The 14,938-nt window shown below is 67.5% G+C and carries 21 protein-coding genes and 4 pseudogenes; 11 read left to right on the top strand and 14 right to left on the bottom strand.

From position 1 onward, the window contains the following. The first annotated feature begins 21 nt into the window (after positions 1-21). On the top strand, positions 22-1,983 hold the full coding sequence (locus GEV07_10745; protein MQA03172.1) for a SidA/IucD/PvdA family monooxygenase: 1,962 nt from the start codon (positions 22-24) through the stop codon (positions 1,981-1,983). On the opposite strand, the gene GEV07_10740 is transcribed toward GEV07_10745, so the two are convergent. Continuing rightward, positions 1,968-3,230 (bottom strand): TetR family transcriptional regulator, encoded by a 1,263-nt coding sequence (locus GEV07_10740; protein MQA03171.1) that lies wholly within the window; start codon positions 3,228-3,230, stop codon positions 1,968-1,970. The genes GEV07_10745 and GEV07_10740 overlap by 16 nt on opposite strands. 88 nt (positions 3,231-3,318) lie before the next feature. Further along, the gene (locus tag GEV07_10735) at positions 3,319-3,639 is read right to left on the bottom strand and encodes a hypothetical protein (GenBank protein MQA03170.1); all 321 of its coding nucleotides are present in this window, start codon (positions 3,637-3,639) and stop codon (positions 3,319-3,321) included. A 121-nt stretch (positions 3,640-3,760) separates the two neighbouring features. Here GEV07_10735 and GEV07_10730 point away from each other — a divergent pair, with 121 nt between their 5' ends. The 4 genes and pseudogenes from GEV07_10730 (at position 3,761) to GEV07_10715 (ending at position 5,325) form a co-directional block, all read left to right on the top strand. Continuing rightward, positions 3,761-4,018, top strand: a complete 258-nt coding sequence (locus tag GEV07_10730) for a DUF2795 domain-containing protein (GenBank protein ID MQA03169.1) — start codon at positions 3,761-3,763, stop codon at positions 4,016-4,018. Between the two features lie 191 nt (positions 4,019-4,209). Then, on the top strand, positions 4,210-4,704 hold the full coding sequence (locus GEV07_10725; GenBank protein ID MQA03168.1) for a hemerythrin domain-containing protein: 495 nt from the start codon (positions 4,210-4,212) through the stop codon (positions 4,702-4,704). 92 nt (positions 4,705-4,796) lie between these two features. After that, positions 4,797-5,012 (top strand): annotated as a pseudogene (locus tag GEV07_10720) (hypothetical protein). After that, positions 4,933-5,325 (top strand): LLM class flavin-dependent oxidoreductase, encoded by a 393-nt coding sequence (locus tag GEV07_10715; protein MQA03167.1) that lies wholly within the window; start codon positions 4,933-4,935, stop codon positions 5,323-5,325. The pseudogene GEV07_10720 and the gene GEV07_10715 overlap by 80 nt, the downstream one beginning before the upstream one ends. Here the strand turns inward: GEV07_10715 and GEV07_10710 are convergent. From GEV07_10710 to GEV07_10665, 10 genes are all read right to left on the bottom strand, one after another. Continuing rightward, entirely contained in the window at positions 5,315-6,241 is a 927-nt protein-coding gene (locus GEV07_10710) for an ATP-dependent DNA ligase (GenBank protein ID MQA03166.1), read from the bottom strand. The two genes, GEV07_10715 and GEV07_10710, sit on opposite strands and share 11 nt — an antisense overlap. Positions 6,242-6,309: 68 nt before the next feature. Then, complete coding sequence (locus tag GEV07_10705; protein ID MQA03165.1) at positions 6,310-7,059, bottom strand: gas vesicle protein GvpFL; 750 nt, start codon at positions 7,057-7,059, stop codon at positions 6,310-6,312. A gap of 22 nt (positions 7,060-7,081) precedes the next feature. Continuing rightward, positions 7,082-7,342: a gas vesicle protein K gene (locus tag GEV07_10700; GenBank protein MQA03164.1), complete on the bottom strand. Its 261-nt coding sequence runs from the start codon at positions 7,340-7,342 to the stop codon at positions 7,082-7,084. Next, complete coding sequence (locus tag GEV07_10695; protein MQA03163.1) at positions 7,339-7,998, bottom strand: hypothetical protein; 660 nt, start codon at positions 7,996-7,998, stop codon at positions 7,339-7,341. Before GEV07_10695 ends, GEV07_10700 begins: the two co-directional genes overlap by 4 nt. Further along, entirely contained in the window at positions 7,995-8,189 is a 195-nt protein-coding gene (locus tag GEV07_10690) for a gas vesicle protein (protein MQA03162.1), read from the bottom strand. The genes GEV07_10695 and GEV07_10690 overlap by 4 nt, the downstream gene beginning before the upstream one ends. Further along, positions 8,179-8,577, bottom strand: coding sequence for a gas vesicle protein (locus GEV07_10685; protein ID MQA03161.1), 399 nt, complete (start codon positions 8,575-8,577; stop codon positions 8,179-8,181). The genes GEV07_10690 and GEV07_10685 overlap by 11 nt, the downstream gene beginning before the upstream one ends. Further along, positions 8,574-8,951 (bottom strand): gas vesicle protein, encoded by a 378-nt coding sequence (locus GEV07_10680; protein ID MQA03160.1) that lies wholly within the window; start codon positions 8,949-8,951, stop codon positions 8,574-8,576. Before GEV07_10680 ends, GEV07_10685 begins: the two co-directional genes overlap by 4 nt. Beyond that, complete coding sequence (locus GEV07_10675) at positions 8,944-9,207, bottom strand: gas vesicle protein G (GenBank protein ID MQA03159.1); 264 nt, start codon at positions 9,205-9,207, stop codon at positions 8,944-8,946. The genes GEV07_10680 and GEV07_10675 overlap by 8 nt, the downstream gene beginning before the upstream one ends. Then, a complete protein-coding gene (locus GEV07_10670; GenBank protein MQA03158.1) occupies positions 9,198-9,965 on the bottom strand; it encodes a gas vesicle protein in 768 nt (255 codons plus the stop codon). Before GEV07_10670 ends, GEV07_10675 begins: the two co-directional genes overlap by 10 nt. Beyond that, a complete protein-coding gene (locus tag GEV07_10665; GenBank protein ID MQA03157.1) occupies positions 9,962-10,351 on the bottom strand; it encodes a gas vesicle protein in 390 nt (129 codons plus the stop codon). The genes GEV07_10670 and GEV07_10665 overlap by 4 nt, the downstream gene beginning before the upstream one ends. Positions 10,352-10,589: 238 nt before the next feature. On the opposite strand from GEV07_10665, the pseudogene GEV07_10660 reads away from it, so the two are divergent. Continuing rightward, positions 10,590-10,758: pseudogene (locus tag GEV07_10660) on the top strand (2Fe-2S iron-sulfur cluster binding domain-containing protein). A gap of 99 nt (positions 10,759-10,857) precedes the next feature. Continuing rightward, positions 10,858-11,064: pseudogene (locus GEV07_10655) on the top strand (xanthine dehydrogenase family protein molybdopterin-binding subunit). Positions 11,065-11,094: 30 nt separating this feature from the next. Here GEV07_10655 and GEV07_10650 read toward each other — a convergent pair. Continuing rightward, positions 11,095-11,337 carry a hypothetical protein gene (locus GEV07_10650; protein ID MQA03156.1) on the bottom strand — a complete coding sequence of 81 codons (243 nt, stop codon included), beginning with the start codon at positions 11,335-11,337 and terminating at the stop codon, positions 11,095-11,097. 98 nt (positions 11,338-11,435) lie between these two features. Next, positions 11,436-11,846, bottom strand: coding sequence for a pyridoxamine 5'-phosphate oxidase family protein (locus tag GEV07_10645; GenBank protein ID MQA03155.1), 411 nt, complete (start codon positions 11,844-11,846; stop codon positions 11,436-11,438). A gap of 168 nt (positions 11,847-12,014) precedes the next feature. On the opposite strand from GEV07_10645, the gene GEV07_10640 reads away from it, so the two are divergent. The 4 genes and pseudogenes from GEV07_10640 to GEV07_10625 all read left to right on the top strand — a co-directional run bounded on the left by GEV07_10640 (position 12,015) and on the right by GEV07_10625 (position 14,313). Further along, on the top strand, positions 12,015-12,461 hold the full coding sequence (locus GEV07_10640) for a polyketide cyclase (protein MQA03154.1): 447 nt from the start codon (positions 12,015-12,017) through the stop codon (positions 12,459-12,461). Then, a complete protein-coding gene (locus tag GEV07_10635; GenBank protein ID MQA03153.1) occupies positions 12,458-12,826 on the top strand; it encodes a metalloregulator ArsR/SmtB family transcription factor in 369 nt (122 codons plus the stop codon). The genes GEV07_10640 and GEV07_10635 overlap by 4 nt, the downstream gene beginning before the upstream one ends. Positions 12,827-12,840: 14 nt before the next feature. Then, on the top strand, positions 12,841-13,323 hold the full coding sequence (locus GEV07_10630; GenBank protein MQA03152.1) for a hypothetical protein: 483 nt from the start codon (positions 12,841-12,843) through the stop codon (positions 13,321-13,323). A 780-nt stretch (positions 13,324-14,103) separates the two neighbouring features. Then, a pseudogene (locus tag GEV07_10625) lies at positions 14,104-14,313 on the top strand (hypothetical protein). The last annotated feature ends 625 nt before the right edge of the window (positions 14,314-14,938 follow it).

Raw genomic sequence — 14,938 nt, 5'->3', positions numbered from 1 at the left:
TTATCGCCAAGGGGTGATCCTGTGCCACGTCCGGCGACGTCATGCCGTGCACCATTCCGACCGATCGTCACGCTGGGCGACGCCGCCGCGGAGCCACTCGACGCCGACCGCCTGGCACGCGCGCTCGGCGACGCGAACGTCCCCACGCTCGTCGCCGTGCTTACCCACCTCACCGGCGAGGAACGCTGGTTCCACCCGCCGTACACGCCGACCCGGACGAAGGGGCTCTCTGACCACACCTCGGGCGGCCTCACCGAGCAGGCCCGGGCCGCCGTCAGGGCCGCGGCGCTGGCGGCTGTGCTGCGGTGGGCCGATGACCCGGACGGGATCCGAGCGCTCGACGAGGGTGCGCTCGGCCGCATCATGGAGCTCTGCATGGGCGAGCCGGTCGCCCCCAAGTACGTCGGCATGATGGCCGAGGAGATGGGGATGCGCCCGCGCTTCGACAACGAGCGGCTCGCGCGGCTGCGTCCTGACGAGGAGTACTCCGCCGTCATCGTCGGCGCCGGTGCGTCCGGCATCTGCATGGCGGTGCAGCTGAAGCAGGCCAACATCCCGTTCACCATCGTCGAGAAGAACCCGACCGTGGGCGGCACCTGGTACGAGAACCGCTACCCGGACTGCGGCGTGGACACGCCGAGCTACTGGTACTCGTTCTCCTTCAACCCGGTCTCCTGGTCGCACTACTACTCCAAGCGCGACGACGTACAAGCGTACCTCGACGCGACGGTCGACAGGTTCGGGCTCCGCGAGCACATCCTCTTCGACACCTGCGTCGACGCGGCCAGCTACGACGCGGCGACCGACACCTGGCACGTCCGCGCCACCGGCCCCGACGACACCCAGGTGGAGCTGGACGCGAGGTTCCTCGTGACGGCCGTCGGCCAGCTCAACCAACCGAAGATCCCGTCGATCCCCGGCCAGGAGACGTTCGCGCACGACCAGTTCCACTCCGCGCGGTGGCCGGCCGACCTCTCGCTGCGCGGCAAGCGGGTCGCGGTCGTCGGCACCGGAGCGAGTGCCATGCAGCTGGTGCCGGCGATCGCCGACGAGGTCGCCGAGCTGACGGTGTTCCAGCGTTCACCGCAGTGGATCGCGCCGAACCCCGAGTACACGCGCGAGGTCTCGGACGACACCCGCTACCTGATGGCGCACGTGCCCTTCTACGCCGCCTGGTACCGCATGCGGCAGGCCTGGGTGTTCGGCGACAAGGTCTACGACAACCTCGTCATCGACCCCGACTGGTCGTGCACCGACACCGCCGTCAACTCGATCAACGACGGGTACCGGAGGTACTTCACGTCGTACATCCGGAGCGAGCTGGAAGGCCGGCCGGACCTGCTCGAGAAGGCACTGCCCGACTACCCGCCGTTCGGCAAGCGGATGCTGCTCGACAGCGGCTGGTTCCGTGCACTGCGGCTGCCGCACGTCTCGCTCGAGACCACGCCGATCGAGTCGATCGGCACCGACGCGATCCGCACGAAGGACGGTGTCGACCACGAGGTCGACGTCATCGTCTACGCCACCGGCTTCGACAGCCTACGGCTGCTCGGTTCCTTCGACGTCCGCGGACGCGACGGGGTCGCGCTGCGGGACCAGTGGGGCGACGACGACGCGCGTGCGTATCTCGGCATGACCGAGCACGGGTTCCCGAACATGTTCTTCCTCTACGGCCCCAACACCAACCTCGGGCACGGCGGCAGCCTGTTGTTCATCACCGAATGCCACGTGCGCTACATCATGGGGCTGATCGAGCAGCTGATCCAACGTGGCGGCACCAGCCTGGAGTGCAGGCAGGACCTACGCGACCGGCACAACGACGAGATCGACCAGGCGCACGCCGGCCTGATCTGGAGCCATCCGGGCATGCAGACCTGGTACCGCAACGACCGTGGCCGGGTGGTGACGAACTCACCGTGGCGGCTGATCGACCTCTGGCAGATGACCAGGGCACCACGGCTCGACGACTACGAGGTGGTTTGACCGCGCCCGTCGCGCGCCGCCAGCCCGGTGAGGACGAGGTCGGCGAAGACGGCACCGATGCGGTCAGCCGACAGCCGGCCGTCCTGCCGGAACCACCGGGACATCGAGTTCAACATGCCGAGCACGGCGAGCGTCGTGATGCGCGGGTGCAGGTTCTTGAACACGCCGTCGGCGATCCCCGCCCGTACGACGTCCTCGAAACCGTCGACGTAACGTGCCCGCAGCGCCTCGATATGAGGGCGCTTCGCCGCACTCAGGTAGCGCGCCTGGTCGGTGAAAACCCTTACGTGGTACGGCCGGTCGCCCATCACCCGACTGTGTTCTACGACCAGCTTGCGTAGCCTCGCCGCGGCATCGGCAGCCGGTCCCGCCTCGGCTGTCCACCTCGCCAGGTTCTCGAGGTTCTCCATCCCGAACCGGTGGTGAATGGCGTAGAGGAGCTCTTCCTTCGACCCGATGTGGTAGAAGAGCCCGCTCTTCGTGACCCCCGCTGCCTCCGCGATCTCGCGGGTGTTGGTCTCCAGGTACCCCTGGGTGGCGAAGAGCCTGGTCGCAGCGGAGAGGACCGCGGCCGGCACCGCGGTCGGCGGCTCCTGCTCGGCGTCCGACCCGGTGGCCGTCCGCGGTGGCATGACGTCGTCGGCTCGGGGCGACGTGTCGTCGGTCTCGGTGAGACCGACGAGCAGGAGCCTGGACATCAACGAGGCCAGGTCACCGATGCCGAACCGCCCGGAAGGCGAGTACCAGCGGTAGATGCTCGCCAGCGCGCCGAACACCCCGGCGGACACGACCTCGACGTCGCAGCCGCGGAACTGGCCGGACTCCTGGCCCTTGCGCACGAGCTTGCGGAAGCGCGCCTCGAACGTATCGCGCCGGCCGACGATCTGTTCCCGCGCCTCGGCGGTGAGGTTGTACTCCTCCTCGAAGAACACCCGGATCGCGCCCTGGTGCCGGACGACGACCGTGACGTACGACTCGATGAAGGCGGCCATGTGCTCGGCCGGGTCGTCATGCTGGGCGTCGGGTGGAATCAGCTCGTCCGCGGCCTCGACGAACCGTTCGTGGATCATCGGCAGGATGACCGGCTTGCTCGGCACGTAACGGTAGAGGGTGCGCTTGGTGATCCCGGCCGCGGCCGCGATGTCGTCCATCGTGGTGCGGCCGTAGCCCCTCTCGTCGAGGAGCTCGGTGGCGACGTCGACGATCTTCAGCCGCCGCCGCTGCTTCGCCGACACCCGGGAAGCCACCTGGCACCGCCTCTCCGCGCAGCTCGCGCACGTACGGTGCCATTATGGTGCACGGACCGGTCAGTAGTCCCCATCCGGGCCCGGGGTGCTACTCCTCGCCGCGCTCGGCGCCCTCCCCGTAGCGACGTTCGAGCGCACGCTCCTGGCCCGCGCCCGCCGACGACCTGAAGACCTTGTCGTGCGCCTTGCGGCCGGCATGCTCCACGCGTTGCGTCGTGTGCCCCATCTTCTCGATCGTCTCCGCCGTCCGCTCGCCGGCCCTGTCTCCGCGTCCGCGCGCCTTCTCCGCCCACTCTTTTGTGTATCTCTTGAGCCGTTCCTGCACCTCCCGCGACTCCCGTGGACGCACGAAGCTCACGACGAAGACCACGGCCAGCCCGATGAGCGCGAGCACCATGAGGATGCGCATGCTGACCTCCCTATGCCAGCCCTACCTCCACGTCTTGCGCCACGCCCGGCAGCCAAACGTTTCCACCCGACCGGCTCGGGTAACCATTCGACATGAAGCGTCGCACCAGGGGGTGACGAGGTTGACGGATCAGGACGAGGGACGTGTTGCGAAGGTCCTGCAAGGCATCGACTTTCCCGCGGACCGCGACTCGTTGGTGGCCTACGCCGAGGCGCGTGGCGCGAACTCGAAGGCACTCGAAGCATTGAGGCAACTGCCTGAGCTGACGTACCGGAGCATGGACCAGGTCATCGATGCCACACCGCAGGAGCCGGAAGGTGACGAGCGCGGCGGCGTGGCACGCAGCAGTGCACGGCACTCACCCACTCATCGGCCCTGACGTGCTCGTTCTCGACGAGGAGGCGACACGATGAGGGGACGGCTATGTAGCCCCTGCCACAACGAGGTGTGCTGTGGCGGCCCCGCGAGAGTGTGGTGCCCCCGATGCGGCACCACCTACCAGGCTGATGACCCGGACTTGCTCGACCACAGCAGCGACATGGACGTACTCGACGGGAGGAAGGAACGTCGATGGGCACCGAGGGCAAGGACATGGTGAACCTGCTGATCGAGGACCATCGCGAGATCGAGGCCATCTTCGGCCGCCTGGAGTCAGGGGAGGGAACCCCTGAGCAACGGCGACAGCTCGCAAACCTGATGACCGCAGAGCTGATCCGGCACTCCGTCGCGGAGGAAGAGCACCTCTACCCCACGGCGCGAGCGGTGCTCGACGACGGCAACAAGATCGCCGACCACGAGATCGAGGAACACGCGAACGCCGAGAGGCTGCTGAAGCAGCTGGAGGGTGTGGCAGCCACCGACCCTGAGTTCGACTCGTTGCTCGACTCAGTGTTCAGCGACGTACGGCACCACATCGAGGAGGAGGAAGGCGATCTCTTCCGCCGACTGCGACAACGGTGCAGCAGGGACGAGCTGCTCGACCTGGGTGCGAAGCTCACCGCGGCGAAGACAATGGCACCTACCCGGCCGCATCCGGCCGCTCCCGACCGTCCCCGCCAGGTCTGAGCTAGCGCACGGAATCGGGCAGCCATGCGTGATGCCAGCGAGTACGTACCGTCCGGTGCGGGACTCCGTGAGCTCCGCGACGCCGCCCAGGACTGCAAGGGCTGCGCTCTGCACGAGCGCGCCGGTCCGCGGGTGGGTTGTTGGTGCGAGGACTCGCCGAGGCAGGCATCGACCCTGCGCGCACGTACCGCACGAACGTGGTGAAGCCCTTCAAGTTCGGCGAGACACGTGGGCAAACGCCGAATCCACGAGCGCGCCCCGACACGAGTGAGGTCACGGCATGCCGGCCCTGGCCGCTCGCCGAGTTCGCCTTGTTGCAGCCGACGGTGCTCGTCTGCCTCGGCGCAACGGCAGAACGCCCTGCTGCCGGGAGAGCTCGGGCAGGAACTACCCGACCCGCGACACTTCCAGCAAGCCGCCAGCCTCGTCACGCCCGAGATGGCCAGGCAGGCGATGCCGTGCGGCCCTGACCCGAAGGAACACCTGGATGCGATCCGGCAGTACGCCGACGCCGGCTTCGACGAGCTCTACGTACAGCAGATCGGCAACGAACAAGAAGCATTCTTCGACTTCTACGCGAACGAGGTGCTGCCGGAGCAGGCGTCCTCCCTCAGTCCCTGACGGCTGCCAACCGGCTACGGGCCGGTCCGAGCGTGTGTGCACGCCTTCGCATGCCGTGCCACGGAGCACCATCGTCGGCCAATCGCTTCTCGACGTCGCGGACGCCCCATCGCCGCGGTGTCAGCTGGTCGTCCGCCACCTCGTTCCAGCGCAGCGGCATGGCCACTGGAGCACCTACCAGCGCACGCACCGAGTAGGGCGCCACAGCGTGTTGTCCGTACGCGTTACGCAGCACGTCCAAGAACAGCCGACCGGCTCGCTTCTCCTTGCGCACCTCCGTGGTCAGCTGCTCGGGATGACGTCCCGCCAGCAGGTCCGCGACCTGCCTGGCGAAGTCGCGCACGTCGTCGATGTCCTCCACAAGGCGCAACGGTACGACGACGTGCAGACCGCGCGACCCCGTCGTCATGACGAACGACGGCAGCCCGAGGTCGTCGAGCAGGTCACGCAGTTCGAGCGCGGCGCGCTGCACCACAACGAAGTCGTCGCCTGGAGGATCGAGGTCGAAGACCATGCGGTCCGGCAGCCACAGGTCCTCCGTCGTCGTCAGCCACGGGTGAATGGCCACCACGGCCTGATCGGCAAGGTAGACGAGCGACGCCGCGTCCTCGCACAGGGTCATGGTGATCTCGCCGCCACGTTCGCGGGGTACGGTGACCCGGCCGAGCCACTCGGGTGCACTCGCGGGCAGCTGCTTCTGGAAGAACCCGTCTGCATCGATCCCGTCGGGGAACCTGTGCAGTGCCAACGGCTTCCCGCGGATATGCGGCAGCATCACCGCGGCGACGTCACGGTAGTAGGCAGCGAGGTCGCGCTTGGTGACACCGACGTCGCGGAACAGCACCTTCCCCGGGTTGCCGATGCCGACCCGGCGCCGACCGACCTTCAGCTCGCCGTCACCATCTCGCCGTCCCATGGGATCCGCTTCTACCCAGGGCCCGTAATGCATACACCTCCGGCGGCCAGTGCCCAGGCTGCCACCGGCTAGTCCAGCTCGGCGAACGAGTACGGCGGCCAGGGACCGGTGAGTCGGAGCCGCACGTCGGGGTGTTGCTGACGCAGGTACTCGATCCTGTCCTCCCACGCACCGCCCTCGCCCGTACCGGCGAGGTATGAGCCGTTGAGGATCATCCGCCCCCGGTGTCTGCTCAGCGTCTTGTCTTGCGGCGGATGCCGCCGACTCGCGAACGCCTCCACGTCGAGCGCGGCATGCAACCCGTCGGCCACCTCCGCGGCCGCTGTTTCTGTCGTCCCGTGCGACTCGAGCTCGGTGCTACGCCTCCGCAGATAGGCAGCGCCGGACTCGACCTGCGTACGATCGGCACGCCTCGGTCCGTCGTCGAGGAACGCCTTGACGCCCCACTCGACTCGATGTTCGATCCGGGACAGGATCGCCTGGATGTCGTCGTACATCTCGTCCAGCTTGGCGCGAACGCTGTCGTCGCCGAGGCAGACGATCACCATGCGCAGCGGTGCCACGGCCGCGCGCGCCGCTACCGCCTTGACGACCTCGTCGTGTGCCCACGCGACGTTGGCGACCCAGTCGAGGTTCTCCAGGTTCCGCCGCAGACCCTCCGCGCCGAACTCGTCCAGGTCTACGTCGCTCACGGCGGCCGCGAGCCCACGGTGCTCGAGCGTCCGCACCTCGGCACCTGCAACCCCGCGCAACCCGTGGAGCGATCCGGAAGGGATCACCTTGCCCACACCGTAGATGTACGTACCCGTCCGTTCCATCGTCGACTCCTGCTCGTATCCGTCAGAGGAGGTTCCCGAGCGGACCGAGGTTGAGGTTCAGGTCCTCGTCGTCGAGACCGAACTCCTCCTTGAGGTCGTCCACCCGCTCTTCGAGTCCCATCAGTGCCTGACCGAGCCGCTCGATCTGCTCGTCGCTCAGACCACCCGCTTCGACTCTGCGGATCGCCTGTCGTTCCATCAGTTGTCGCAGCAGCTCGATCAGCGTAAGCACGAGCTGTGCGAGGCCGCGTGCGGTGTCCTCTCCATTCGCGTCCACTCTCATCGGGTCCCCTCACTGACGAAGTTGTACGGCGGCCACGGCCCGGTGACGTGAGCACGCATGTCCGCGTGGCGCGTACCGAGCGCCTCCGCGTACGCCGAGAAGTCAGTGGCACGGTCCGCAGGCAGCAGATAGGTGCCGACCATGACGTCCGGCGGCGCGGGATACTCCCGCAGCACACTGGCGTCCGCGCGCTCGGCGAGCGGTTCGTGGAGATCGCGCGTCACCTCGCTCGCGCGACGCTGTTCGGCCGCACGGGAGAGCAGGTAATCGCGGCCACTCCGCACCCGGTCCTCGGCGTCGGCCGGGTGCGATCGCTCGCGGAGGATGCGCACACCGACCTCCACACGTCCGCGCACCCGGCGCAGTCCGTCTACCAGCTCGTCCCGCCGCTGGGCGAGCTCGCGCGCGAGGCGCTCCTCGCTGTCGAGCCGGGTCCCGAAGCGCAGCGGCAGCACCGACCCACGCGCCAGCATCGCCTCGACGACGCGTTCGTGCGCGAACACGAGCTCGGCCGCGACGCTCAGGTGCAGAGCGGCATGACGGCTGTAGACGGCGGCGACGCCCGCACGGTCGAGAACCTGCAGCGGTGCGTCGTCGAGGCCCGGTAGCGCAGGAGCTCCGCTCGACGACTCGCCGATACCGTAGACGTAGATCACGGTGGCTCCATCTGGCCGCGTACCGTCGGCACGGAGCCGACCAGTAGGCGGAGACTCACGTACACCAGGTCGATGTCGGCGAGCGACAGTGTGACGTCGCCGGTGATCACCACGCCTGCGCCGAGCGCGCGGTCGAGTACCTCGACGAGTGCGACGTCCCTGTCCGTGTCGACCTCGGTGTCAGCGGTCACCCGTCGCCTCCTCTTCCTCGAGGGCACGGTCGCCGCCGCGGCCCGCCGACTCCAGCTGGCGTTCGAGCTGCCCGACGCGTTCCCTCAACGACCTGCGGTCGTCGTCGTCATCGCGTCCGGCCAACCACGGATCGGTCTCCCACCAGTCGATGCCCATCCGCCGTGCGGTGTCCACGCCGGCGACGACCAGACGCAGCTTGATGGTCAGCAGCTCGATGTCGAGCAGGTTCACCCGGATGTCACCGACGATGACAACGCCCTTGTCGAGTACCCGCTCGAGCACGTCGGCCAGGTTGGTGCCGTTCTCCGACCTGCTCGGTGCCGACGCCGATCCTGCGGGCGTCAGTTGTCCGGCACCAGCTGCATCGGCGGGCCCCGTGCTCGTCATGGAGTGCCTCCAACCGCGTCGTCCTCACCCGCGTGGCTCCTGGGGTAACGGCGGACCCTTCGGTACCCGAGGAGACCGCCGTCCCCGTCGAGCTGCACCTCGTAGCTGCCGAGCACGTCGTCGGTATCGGGCACCCGCTCGACCTCGAGCAGCTCGACCCGCACCTTCCAGGTGTCGTCGTCGACCTGCTCGAGCGACGTCACGGACTCCGCACTGAACCCGGTGATCTCGGCCAACTCGTCACGCGCGCTCTTCGCGAGCTGTGCGCCGGACGGCCGCCGGGTCGAGCGGCGTTCGGACGTCCGGTTCTTCTCGCCGCCAGACTCCTGTTGCCGCTTCTGCGACGTACGCTGTCCCTGCCTCTTCTCAGCCACGGTCGGCTCCCTCGTCCTGCTCGGTGGCCGGTAACCCGCCGATCTGCTCCTCGATCACCTTGCCCTCGAGCTCTTCGGCCCGCTCGTCGTCCAGCTCGCCCTGCGCGCGTGCTTCCTCGATCGCGTGGAGTTGCTCCGCGCCCGCACCTGCACTGAGCCGCTCCTGATCGACCTGGTCCGCGACCTTCTCCGAGACCCACAGGGTGAAGCGCACCGGTGCGACGGGCAGCAACACGATCTCCTTGATCAGACCCACGCCGGTCGCTCCACGTCGATGAAGTTGTACGCCGGCATCGGACCGAGCAGCCGGAAGCGCATGCGTTCCCGACGTTCCTCGGCTGCCTCCTCGACGGCGGCCTCGAACTCACTCAGCCGGTCGCGCTCCACGAGGAATGGAGCGTTGAGCACCATGAACTCCAGCTCGAGCGGTTCGACCACGCCCGCGAGCGACACGGGTTTGAGGTGTTCGAGCAGCTCGGCACTGTCGCGCTCGCGGCGCTGCTCGACGGCGGTGTTCACGATCTCGCCCAGACGTATCCGCACGTCCTTCGTCGCCTCCTCCGAGCCCTGCTGTGCAGCCTCCCGGAGCCGCGCGATCTCCGGCTCGTTGGCAACGATCTCGCGGAGGACGGCATCCTCGTGGTAGTACACCTTCAACGTCATCTGCAGCCGGTCTTCGACCCGTTCGAGGAGCTGTGCCAGCTCGTCGTGACGGGCATCGAGTAGCTCGCTGCTCACCTGCTGCTCGCCGCCGGATGCCATCATGCCGAACCGGAAGGGCACCACAGGCGCATCGCGTACGGCCGTCTCGAGCACTCGGGCGTGAGCGAGTGCCTGGTTCCGCGTCGCCTTCGCGTCATCGTCGGGGGCGTCACCCACGATGGCGGCCAACTCACCGGACTCGACCAGTCGCACATCGGGAAGATCGTCGTGCCTCTCGAGATCATCGAGCGAGGCATCCACCGGGACAGGCACGACGCCGTACACCCACAAGGTCTGCGCTTCGGCACTCATTGCGACCTCCTCCCACGGTCGGCACTGCGCTCTTGCTGTCCGTCCGACCGCAACCAGTCGTCCAGCTTCTCGGCACCGGCCTCGATCGCGCCCCGGCTCTTGCCTTTCGAGCCGGACTCCGCCACGTCTTCCACGACGTCCGGCAGATCTCGAGGTTCGTCCTGCCCGAGCTCGAGACGGTTGGCCGCCTCGGCGAAGCGCAGGTACGTATCCACGCTCGCGACGACGACCCGTGCGTCGACGCGCAGCAGCTCGATACCGACGAGCGAGACGCGGGCGAAGACGTCGACGACCACACCCTTGTCGAGAATGGTCGTGACGACGTCGGCGAGCGAGCTCTCCTGGCTGCGCTCCACCGCGCCTGCCGAACCCGGCTGAACGGTCATGTCCTACCCCTTCTCCGACGAATGTGGTGAGCGTTCCCAAACACGCCTTCTCGACGTTCGGGTTACCCGCCAGGGACCCCGTCAAACGGATTCGATCGCTCCCGGCCCGCGAGGTGCTCCATCACCATGACGAACATGCGCGCACCGCCGATGATCGCGGCGAGCGCGACCAGTTGGGCGCACGTTTGGGCCCGGCCGCCGAGGGAAGCCGCATCGCTGAGCTGTCTCGGGAGGCCAGGTGAGACGCAGCATCACATTGCGGGTCGACGGGCGGCCGCACGAGCTGGCTGTGGACACCAGGACGACATTGCTCGATACGCTACGCCACCACCTGGACGTCACGTCGGCGAAGAAGGGGCTGTGATCATGGGCAGTGCGGCGCCTGCACGCTGCTCCTCGACGAACGCCCACAGTCGCCGGCGGTTCGTCCGGCATCAGCTCCTGGGGCTCGGCCGTCGTCGAGCCAGCGCGCGTGCTACGCGACCGACCATGGGCCTCTCCATGGCCACATTCCGACCTGTGCGGACGTCGAGTCGATCGAGATCGACTGGCTCGACGAGGAAGACGAGTTCGTGAACGCCACGGGCACCAAGGGCATCGGCAAGATCGGCATCGTCGGCACCGCGGCGGCGATCGGCAACGCCGTACGGCACGCCACCGGAGTGCGAGTACGCGACCTCCCGATCACGCCGGACAAGCTGGCGTTCTCGTAGCGTTCGTCGGTTGCCTCGTACGTCCCACCTTCACTCGGCGTCCGCCGAGCGGTCCGACATCCGCACGATGTAGCGACCCAGCACGAAGCCGAGCAGGAGCCCGATGCCCAAGGTCATCCCGGCGCTCCAACGAGTCCACGGCTTCGGTGACTTCCCCTGCATCACCCGTACAGCCTGCTTGGTCCGTCGCTGTGCAAGCTGGCTGGCGCGCAACGGCTGAACACTTGGTTGCCGCACCTTCGGGCGGATCGTATCCGTCATATTCTTGCCCACGGCTATTCACCCTCACTCGTGGAGTTGCGTCCGGGAGCACAGCTACCCAGTCAGCTGTGCGATATTCCCGCACGCCCGGCAGTTCGAGAACTGGTAGATCATTCCGTCGCCTCGTCGATACGCCGGCCGGTGACACGTTCTATCTGGATGCGAATGAAGCATGCGCAGTCGGGAGCCCAGGGATGAAAGGGGAGTGACGAGAGCTCACCGATCATTGCGCTGTCGCTCACCACGCTCGCCCGCCCCACCGCGGTGACGTTCCATCCCGTGCGGTTGTCGACGTCGATGTCGTCGACCTCGAACGCCACCACGGCCCCGTCGACACCCGCTGTGATGCTCCGGTCGTTACCGGAGCGGATGATCACGGCACCTGCGTGGACGAGGAAGTTCACCGGGTGCACCGCAGGCAGAGCGTTCTCGGTGAAGACGACACGGCCGACCGGGACGGAGCCGAGCAGTCGCAAGCACTCATCGGACCCGAGGACTTCGAACCCAGCTGAATCGCGCATCTACCAGAGCCCTTCCGACCAGAGGCGCACGCATCGTCCCGCCGTACCGCCTTCCTGCCATAGGGCCGAAGGTCCCGCCTTGCCGGCCAGTGCAACCCTGGGGTTGCACATCGCTATGCGAGGTGCAACTATGGAGTTGCACATCGGACGCTGAATGAAGGAGTCCTCATGGACGTAGATCGGATCGAACGCGACACGCTGATAGCGGCACCACTCGAGCGGGTCTGGTCACTGGTGGCCGAACCCGGGTTCTGGGCGACCGACGAGACGAACCCGTCCGGCGCGGTGGCCAAGGAAGGTGAGTCGGCGGTGGCGAGGCACACCGAGCACGGCGACTTCCCCGTACGGGTGGAGAAGGTGGAGCCGCCGACGTACGTGGCGTACCGCTGGGTCAGCGCGTTCCCTGGCGAGGAGCTGCGCGAGGACAACAGCACCCTCGTGGAGTTCACGTTGAGCCGCGAAGGCGACAAGACGCGGCTCCGCGTCGTGGAGAGCGGGTTCGCAGCCCTGCCCACGTCCGACGAGAACCGTCGCAACGTGATCAAGGACCACACCGCCGGCTGGCCGCAGTGCTTCGACGCGCTCAAGACGCGCGCCGAACAGCTGGCCGCATGACCGAAGAACCTCGCAGTGCCGGCGAGGAGGTCGACCACGTCCTCGCCGCACTGGCGGACCCCACGCGGCGCAAGGTGCTCGACCTGCTCGCCGCACAGGGCGAGGCCACCGCGACGACGCTCGCCGAACGCCTGCCCATCTCGCGACAGGCCGTGGTCAAGCACCTCGCCGTCCTCGACGCTGCTGGGCTGGCCTCCGCGAGCCGGGTCGGACGCGAGGCCCGGTACGCGGTGCAACCCGCGGCACTCGACGCGACCGCGCGGTGGATGGCCGCGCTCGCGGCCGACTGGGATCGACGCCTGGCGAAGATCAAACGCGTCGCCGAGGCAGCAGACCGAGACTCCCGCTCGACACGACACGACTGACAAGGACGCACACAGTGGAGACGACAGCACTCCGCGCTGCCTACGAGCGACTGCTCGATGCGGCCGCGACCCCCGACCTCGGCGACGCCGCCGACGGAGGATGGAACGCCGATCAGATCCTGGCCCACATCCTCAGCGTCGACGCCGCGATCGCCGCGACTGCACTGGGGGTCGTCTTGGGCTCGCGCCCCACGTTCGACAACCGGATCGCCCTCGACACCTGGAACCTCGACCGGATCATCGCCGAGCACTCCGCCAGAGCGGACCTGATCGAACACGTCCGGAGCCAAGCCGCTATCCTCTGCGACATCGCCGATCAGCTGAACGACAAGGCAGCCTCGGTCCTGGTGCCCACACTCCTCCTGTCCAACAACACGCTCGCGCTGGACCAGCCGGTCCCCCTAGCCGGCCTCATCGATGGTCTCGCCGAGAACCACGTACCCGAGCACACCCAACAACTTCTCGACCTACGCACAAGCGTTCCCGCCGGCACCTGAGCTGGCTCACACCTCGTCAATGTCGCGTCTGGTCGTCACCGAGGAGGTGCTGTTCGAGCCATCCCATGCCGAGCAACATCAGCAGCAGTAGCGGCGTAAGCGCAAAAGCCAACAACACCATAGGCACCCCCGTACCTGGTGCCCTCGACCGCACCCAGCGGATGTGCGGCGCGCCTCCCCGCGTGACCTACGCCCTGGAAGGCCCCAAGCTTCCATGACACATCAGCGATCGGCGCAGCCGAGAGCCGGTCTTCCTTGGGAGGCACGTACCAGTGTGTCCCCTGACAAACCTAACTCTCGCCCCCTGTCAGGTAAACCCCTTGACGGTCAATGCGAGTCCAGCAAATAACGCACTAGGCAGCCTATTGAGTAATGCTCAAGAGCTGCCGGAACCGCGTCGCGCGGTTGGCCGCACCACCCGAGAACGGCGCGCGCTCTTGGCGGCGAGAGTGTTGCGTGATGCTGGCGTGGTTGAGGTTTTTGGTGCGCACCCGGTGGTGTTGGGTGATGATTTGGTGTTGCCTGGTCCGGGCGCCGGCCGCGGGTTGAGGATTTCACTGGTCGATGAGGCGGCGCTGTTTGCCATGGTCGGGGCCCTTGGGTCACGTGTTTCCGGGGCGGTAGCTGGTGGCCGTTTCCCGTTGGTCTATGGCGGTGACTGCGCGACGTTGCTGGGTAGCGTCCCCGGTCTGCGCGGTGACGGGCCCCGTTGGTCTGCTCTTCGTCGATGGGTACGAGGACACCATGTGGTTGGGTGTGTCCCGCGAGCAACCCAGCGAGGACGTATGGTCCCGGTTCTACGACAACCACGGCAACACCCTCGACTACGTCTACGAGATCGACGGCGACACCCTCACCATCTGGGGAGGCGAGAAAGGTTCACCGGCCTACATGCGCGGCACCTTCGACGCCGACGGCAACTCCATGGACAGCGAATGGGTCTATCCGGGCGGCGGGGGCTACAAGTCCACCATGACCCGTATCCAGTAACGACACAAGAGAGGCTCTTCACCGGCGATTACGCTGGTGAGGAGCCTCTTGTGGTGTGGAGCCGCCAGTCGGGCTCGAACCGACGACCTTCTGTTTACAAGCATGCGCCGGGGCGTTCGGTGGCCTAGTGCTATCCGGTGTGAGCTGGGCATGTTGTGTCTGACGGCGGCGGTTGTTTGGTGTCGTCTGATGGTGCCGTACGGCCAGAATCCGGCCAGCCTGGTAGGAGCGGCGACTGTCCGACCACACTGCTGCCTCACCCCGATAGGTGCCGCCCTCAGGCCCGAGTGGCACGGGTCAAGGGTCGAGCTCGCTCGATCGCGTAGCGACGCCGTAGGCGCCCTTGACGCGTGGTGCGCGGGCCGGTCTCCCCCATGATGCCCTAGCGGGGTGAGGCAGCCCCTCAGGCCACCGTGAGCGTCGTGATCAGCGCCCGCTTAGCGAGTGCCTGTGAATGTGACCGCCGAGAGCTGGTGAGTACGTCTACCGGCTTCGGCGGTCTTCTTGCGTGGGCGCGCCCGTGCCCGACCGGCCGGAGTGCCGTGCCTGCCGAGGACGGCCGCCCACGGCCGCCCGCAGGCGGGCCGGCTGTGCCGAGTCGGCGGGCGACGCCCGTGCGGCCCGT

The organism is Streptosporangiales bacterium (assembly GCA_009379825.1).
Classification (GTDB): Bacteria; Actinomycetota; Actinomycetes; order Streptosporangiales; family WHST01; genus WHST01.
The sequence above is the reverse complement of the archived record's forward strand: the minus strand, read 5'-3'. Positions and strand labels throughout refer to the sequence as shown.

Bases quoted from the DNA above. Each gene is read 5' to 3' on its own strand.
- GEV07_10735 (MQA03170.1), bottom strand. From the start codon at position 3,639: ATGCGCATCCTCATGGTGCTCGCGCTCATCGGGCTGGCCGTGGTCTTC.
- GEV07_10725 (MQA03168.1), top strand. From the start codon at position 4,210: ATGGGCACCGAGGGCAAGGACATGGTGAACCTGCTGATCGAGGACCAT.
- GEV07_10710 (MQA03166.1), bottom strand. From the start codon at position 6,241: ATGGGACGGCGAGATGGTGACGGCGAGCTGAAGGTCGGTCGGCGCCGG.
- GEV07_10705 (MQA03165.1), bottom strand. From the start codon at position 7,059: ATGGAACGGACGGGTACGTACATCTACGGTGTGGGCAAGGTGATCCCT.
- GEV07_10700 (MQA03164.1), bottom strand. From the start codon at position 7,342: ATGAGAGTGGACGCGAATGGAGAGGACACCGCACGCGGCCTCGCACAG.
- GEV07_10685 (MQA03161.1), bottom strand. From the start codon at position 8,577: ATGACGAGCACGGGGCCCGCCGATGCAGCTGGTGCCGGACAACTGACG.
- GEV07_10670 (MQA03158.1), bottom strand. From the start codon at position 9,965: ATGAGTGCCGAAGCGCAGACCTTGTGGGTGTACGGCGTCGTGCCTGTC.
- GEV07_10665 (MQA03157.1), bottom strand. From the start codon at position 10,351: ATGACCGTTCAGCCGGGTTCGGCAGGCGCGGTGGAGCGCAGCCAGGAG.
- GEV07_10645 (MQA03155.1), bottom strand. From the start codon at position 11,846: ATGCGCGATTCAGCTGGGTTCGAAGTCCTCGGGTCCGATGAGTGCTTG.
- GEV07_10640 (MQA03154.1), top strand. From the start codon at position 12,015: ATGGACGTAGATCGGATCGAACGCGACACGCTGATAGCGGCACCACTC.
- GEV07_10635 (MQA03153.1), top strand. From the start codon at position 12,458: ATGACCGAAGAACCTCGCAGTGCCGGCGAGGAGGTCGACCACGTCCTC.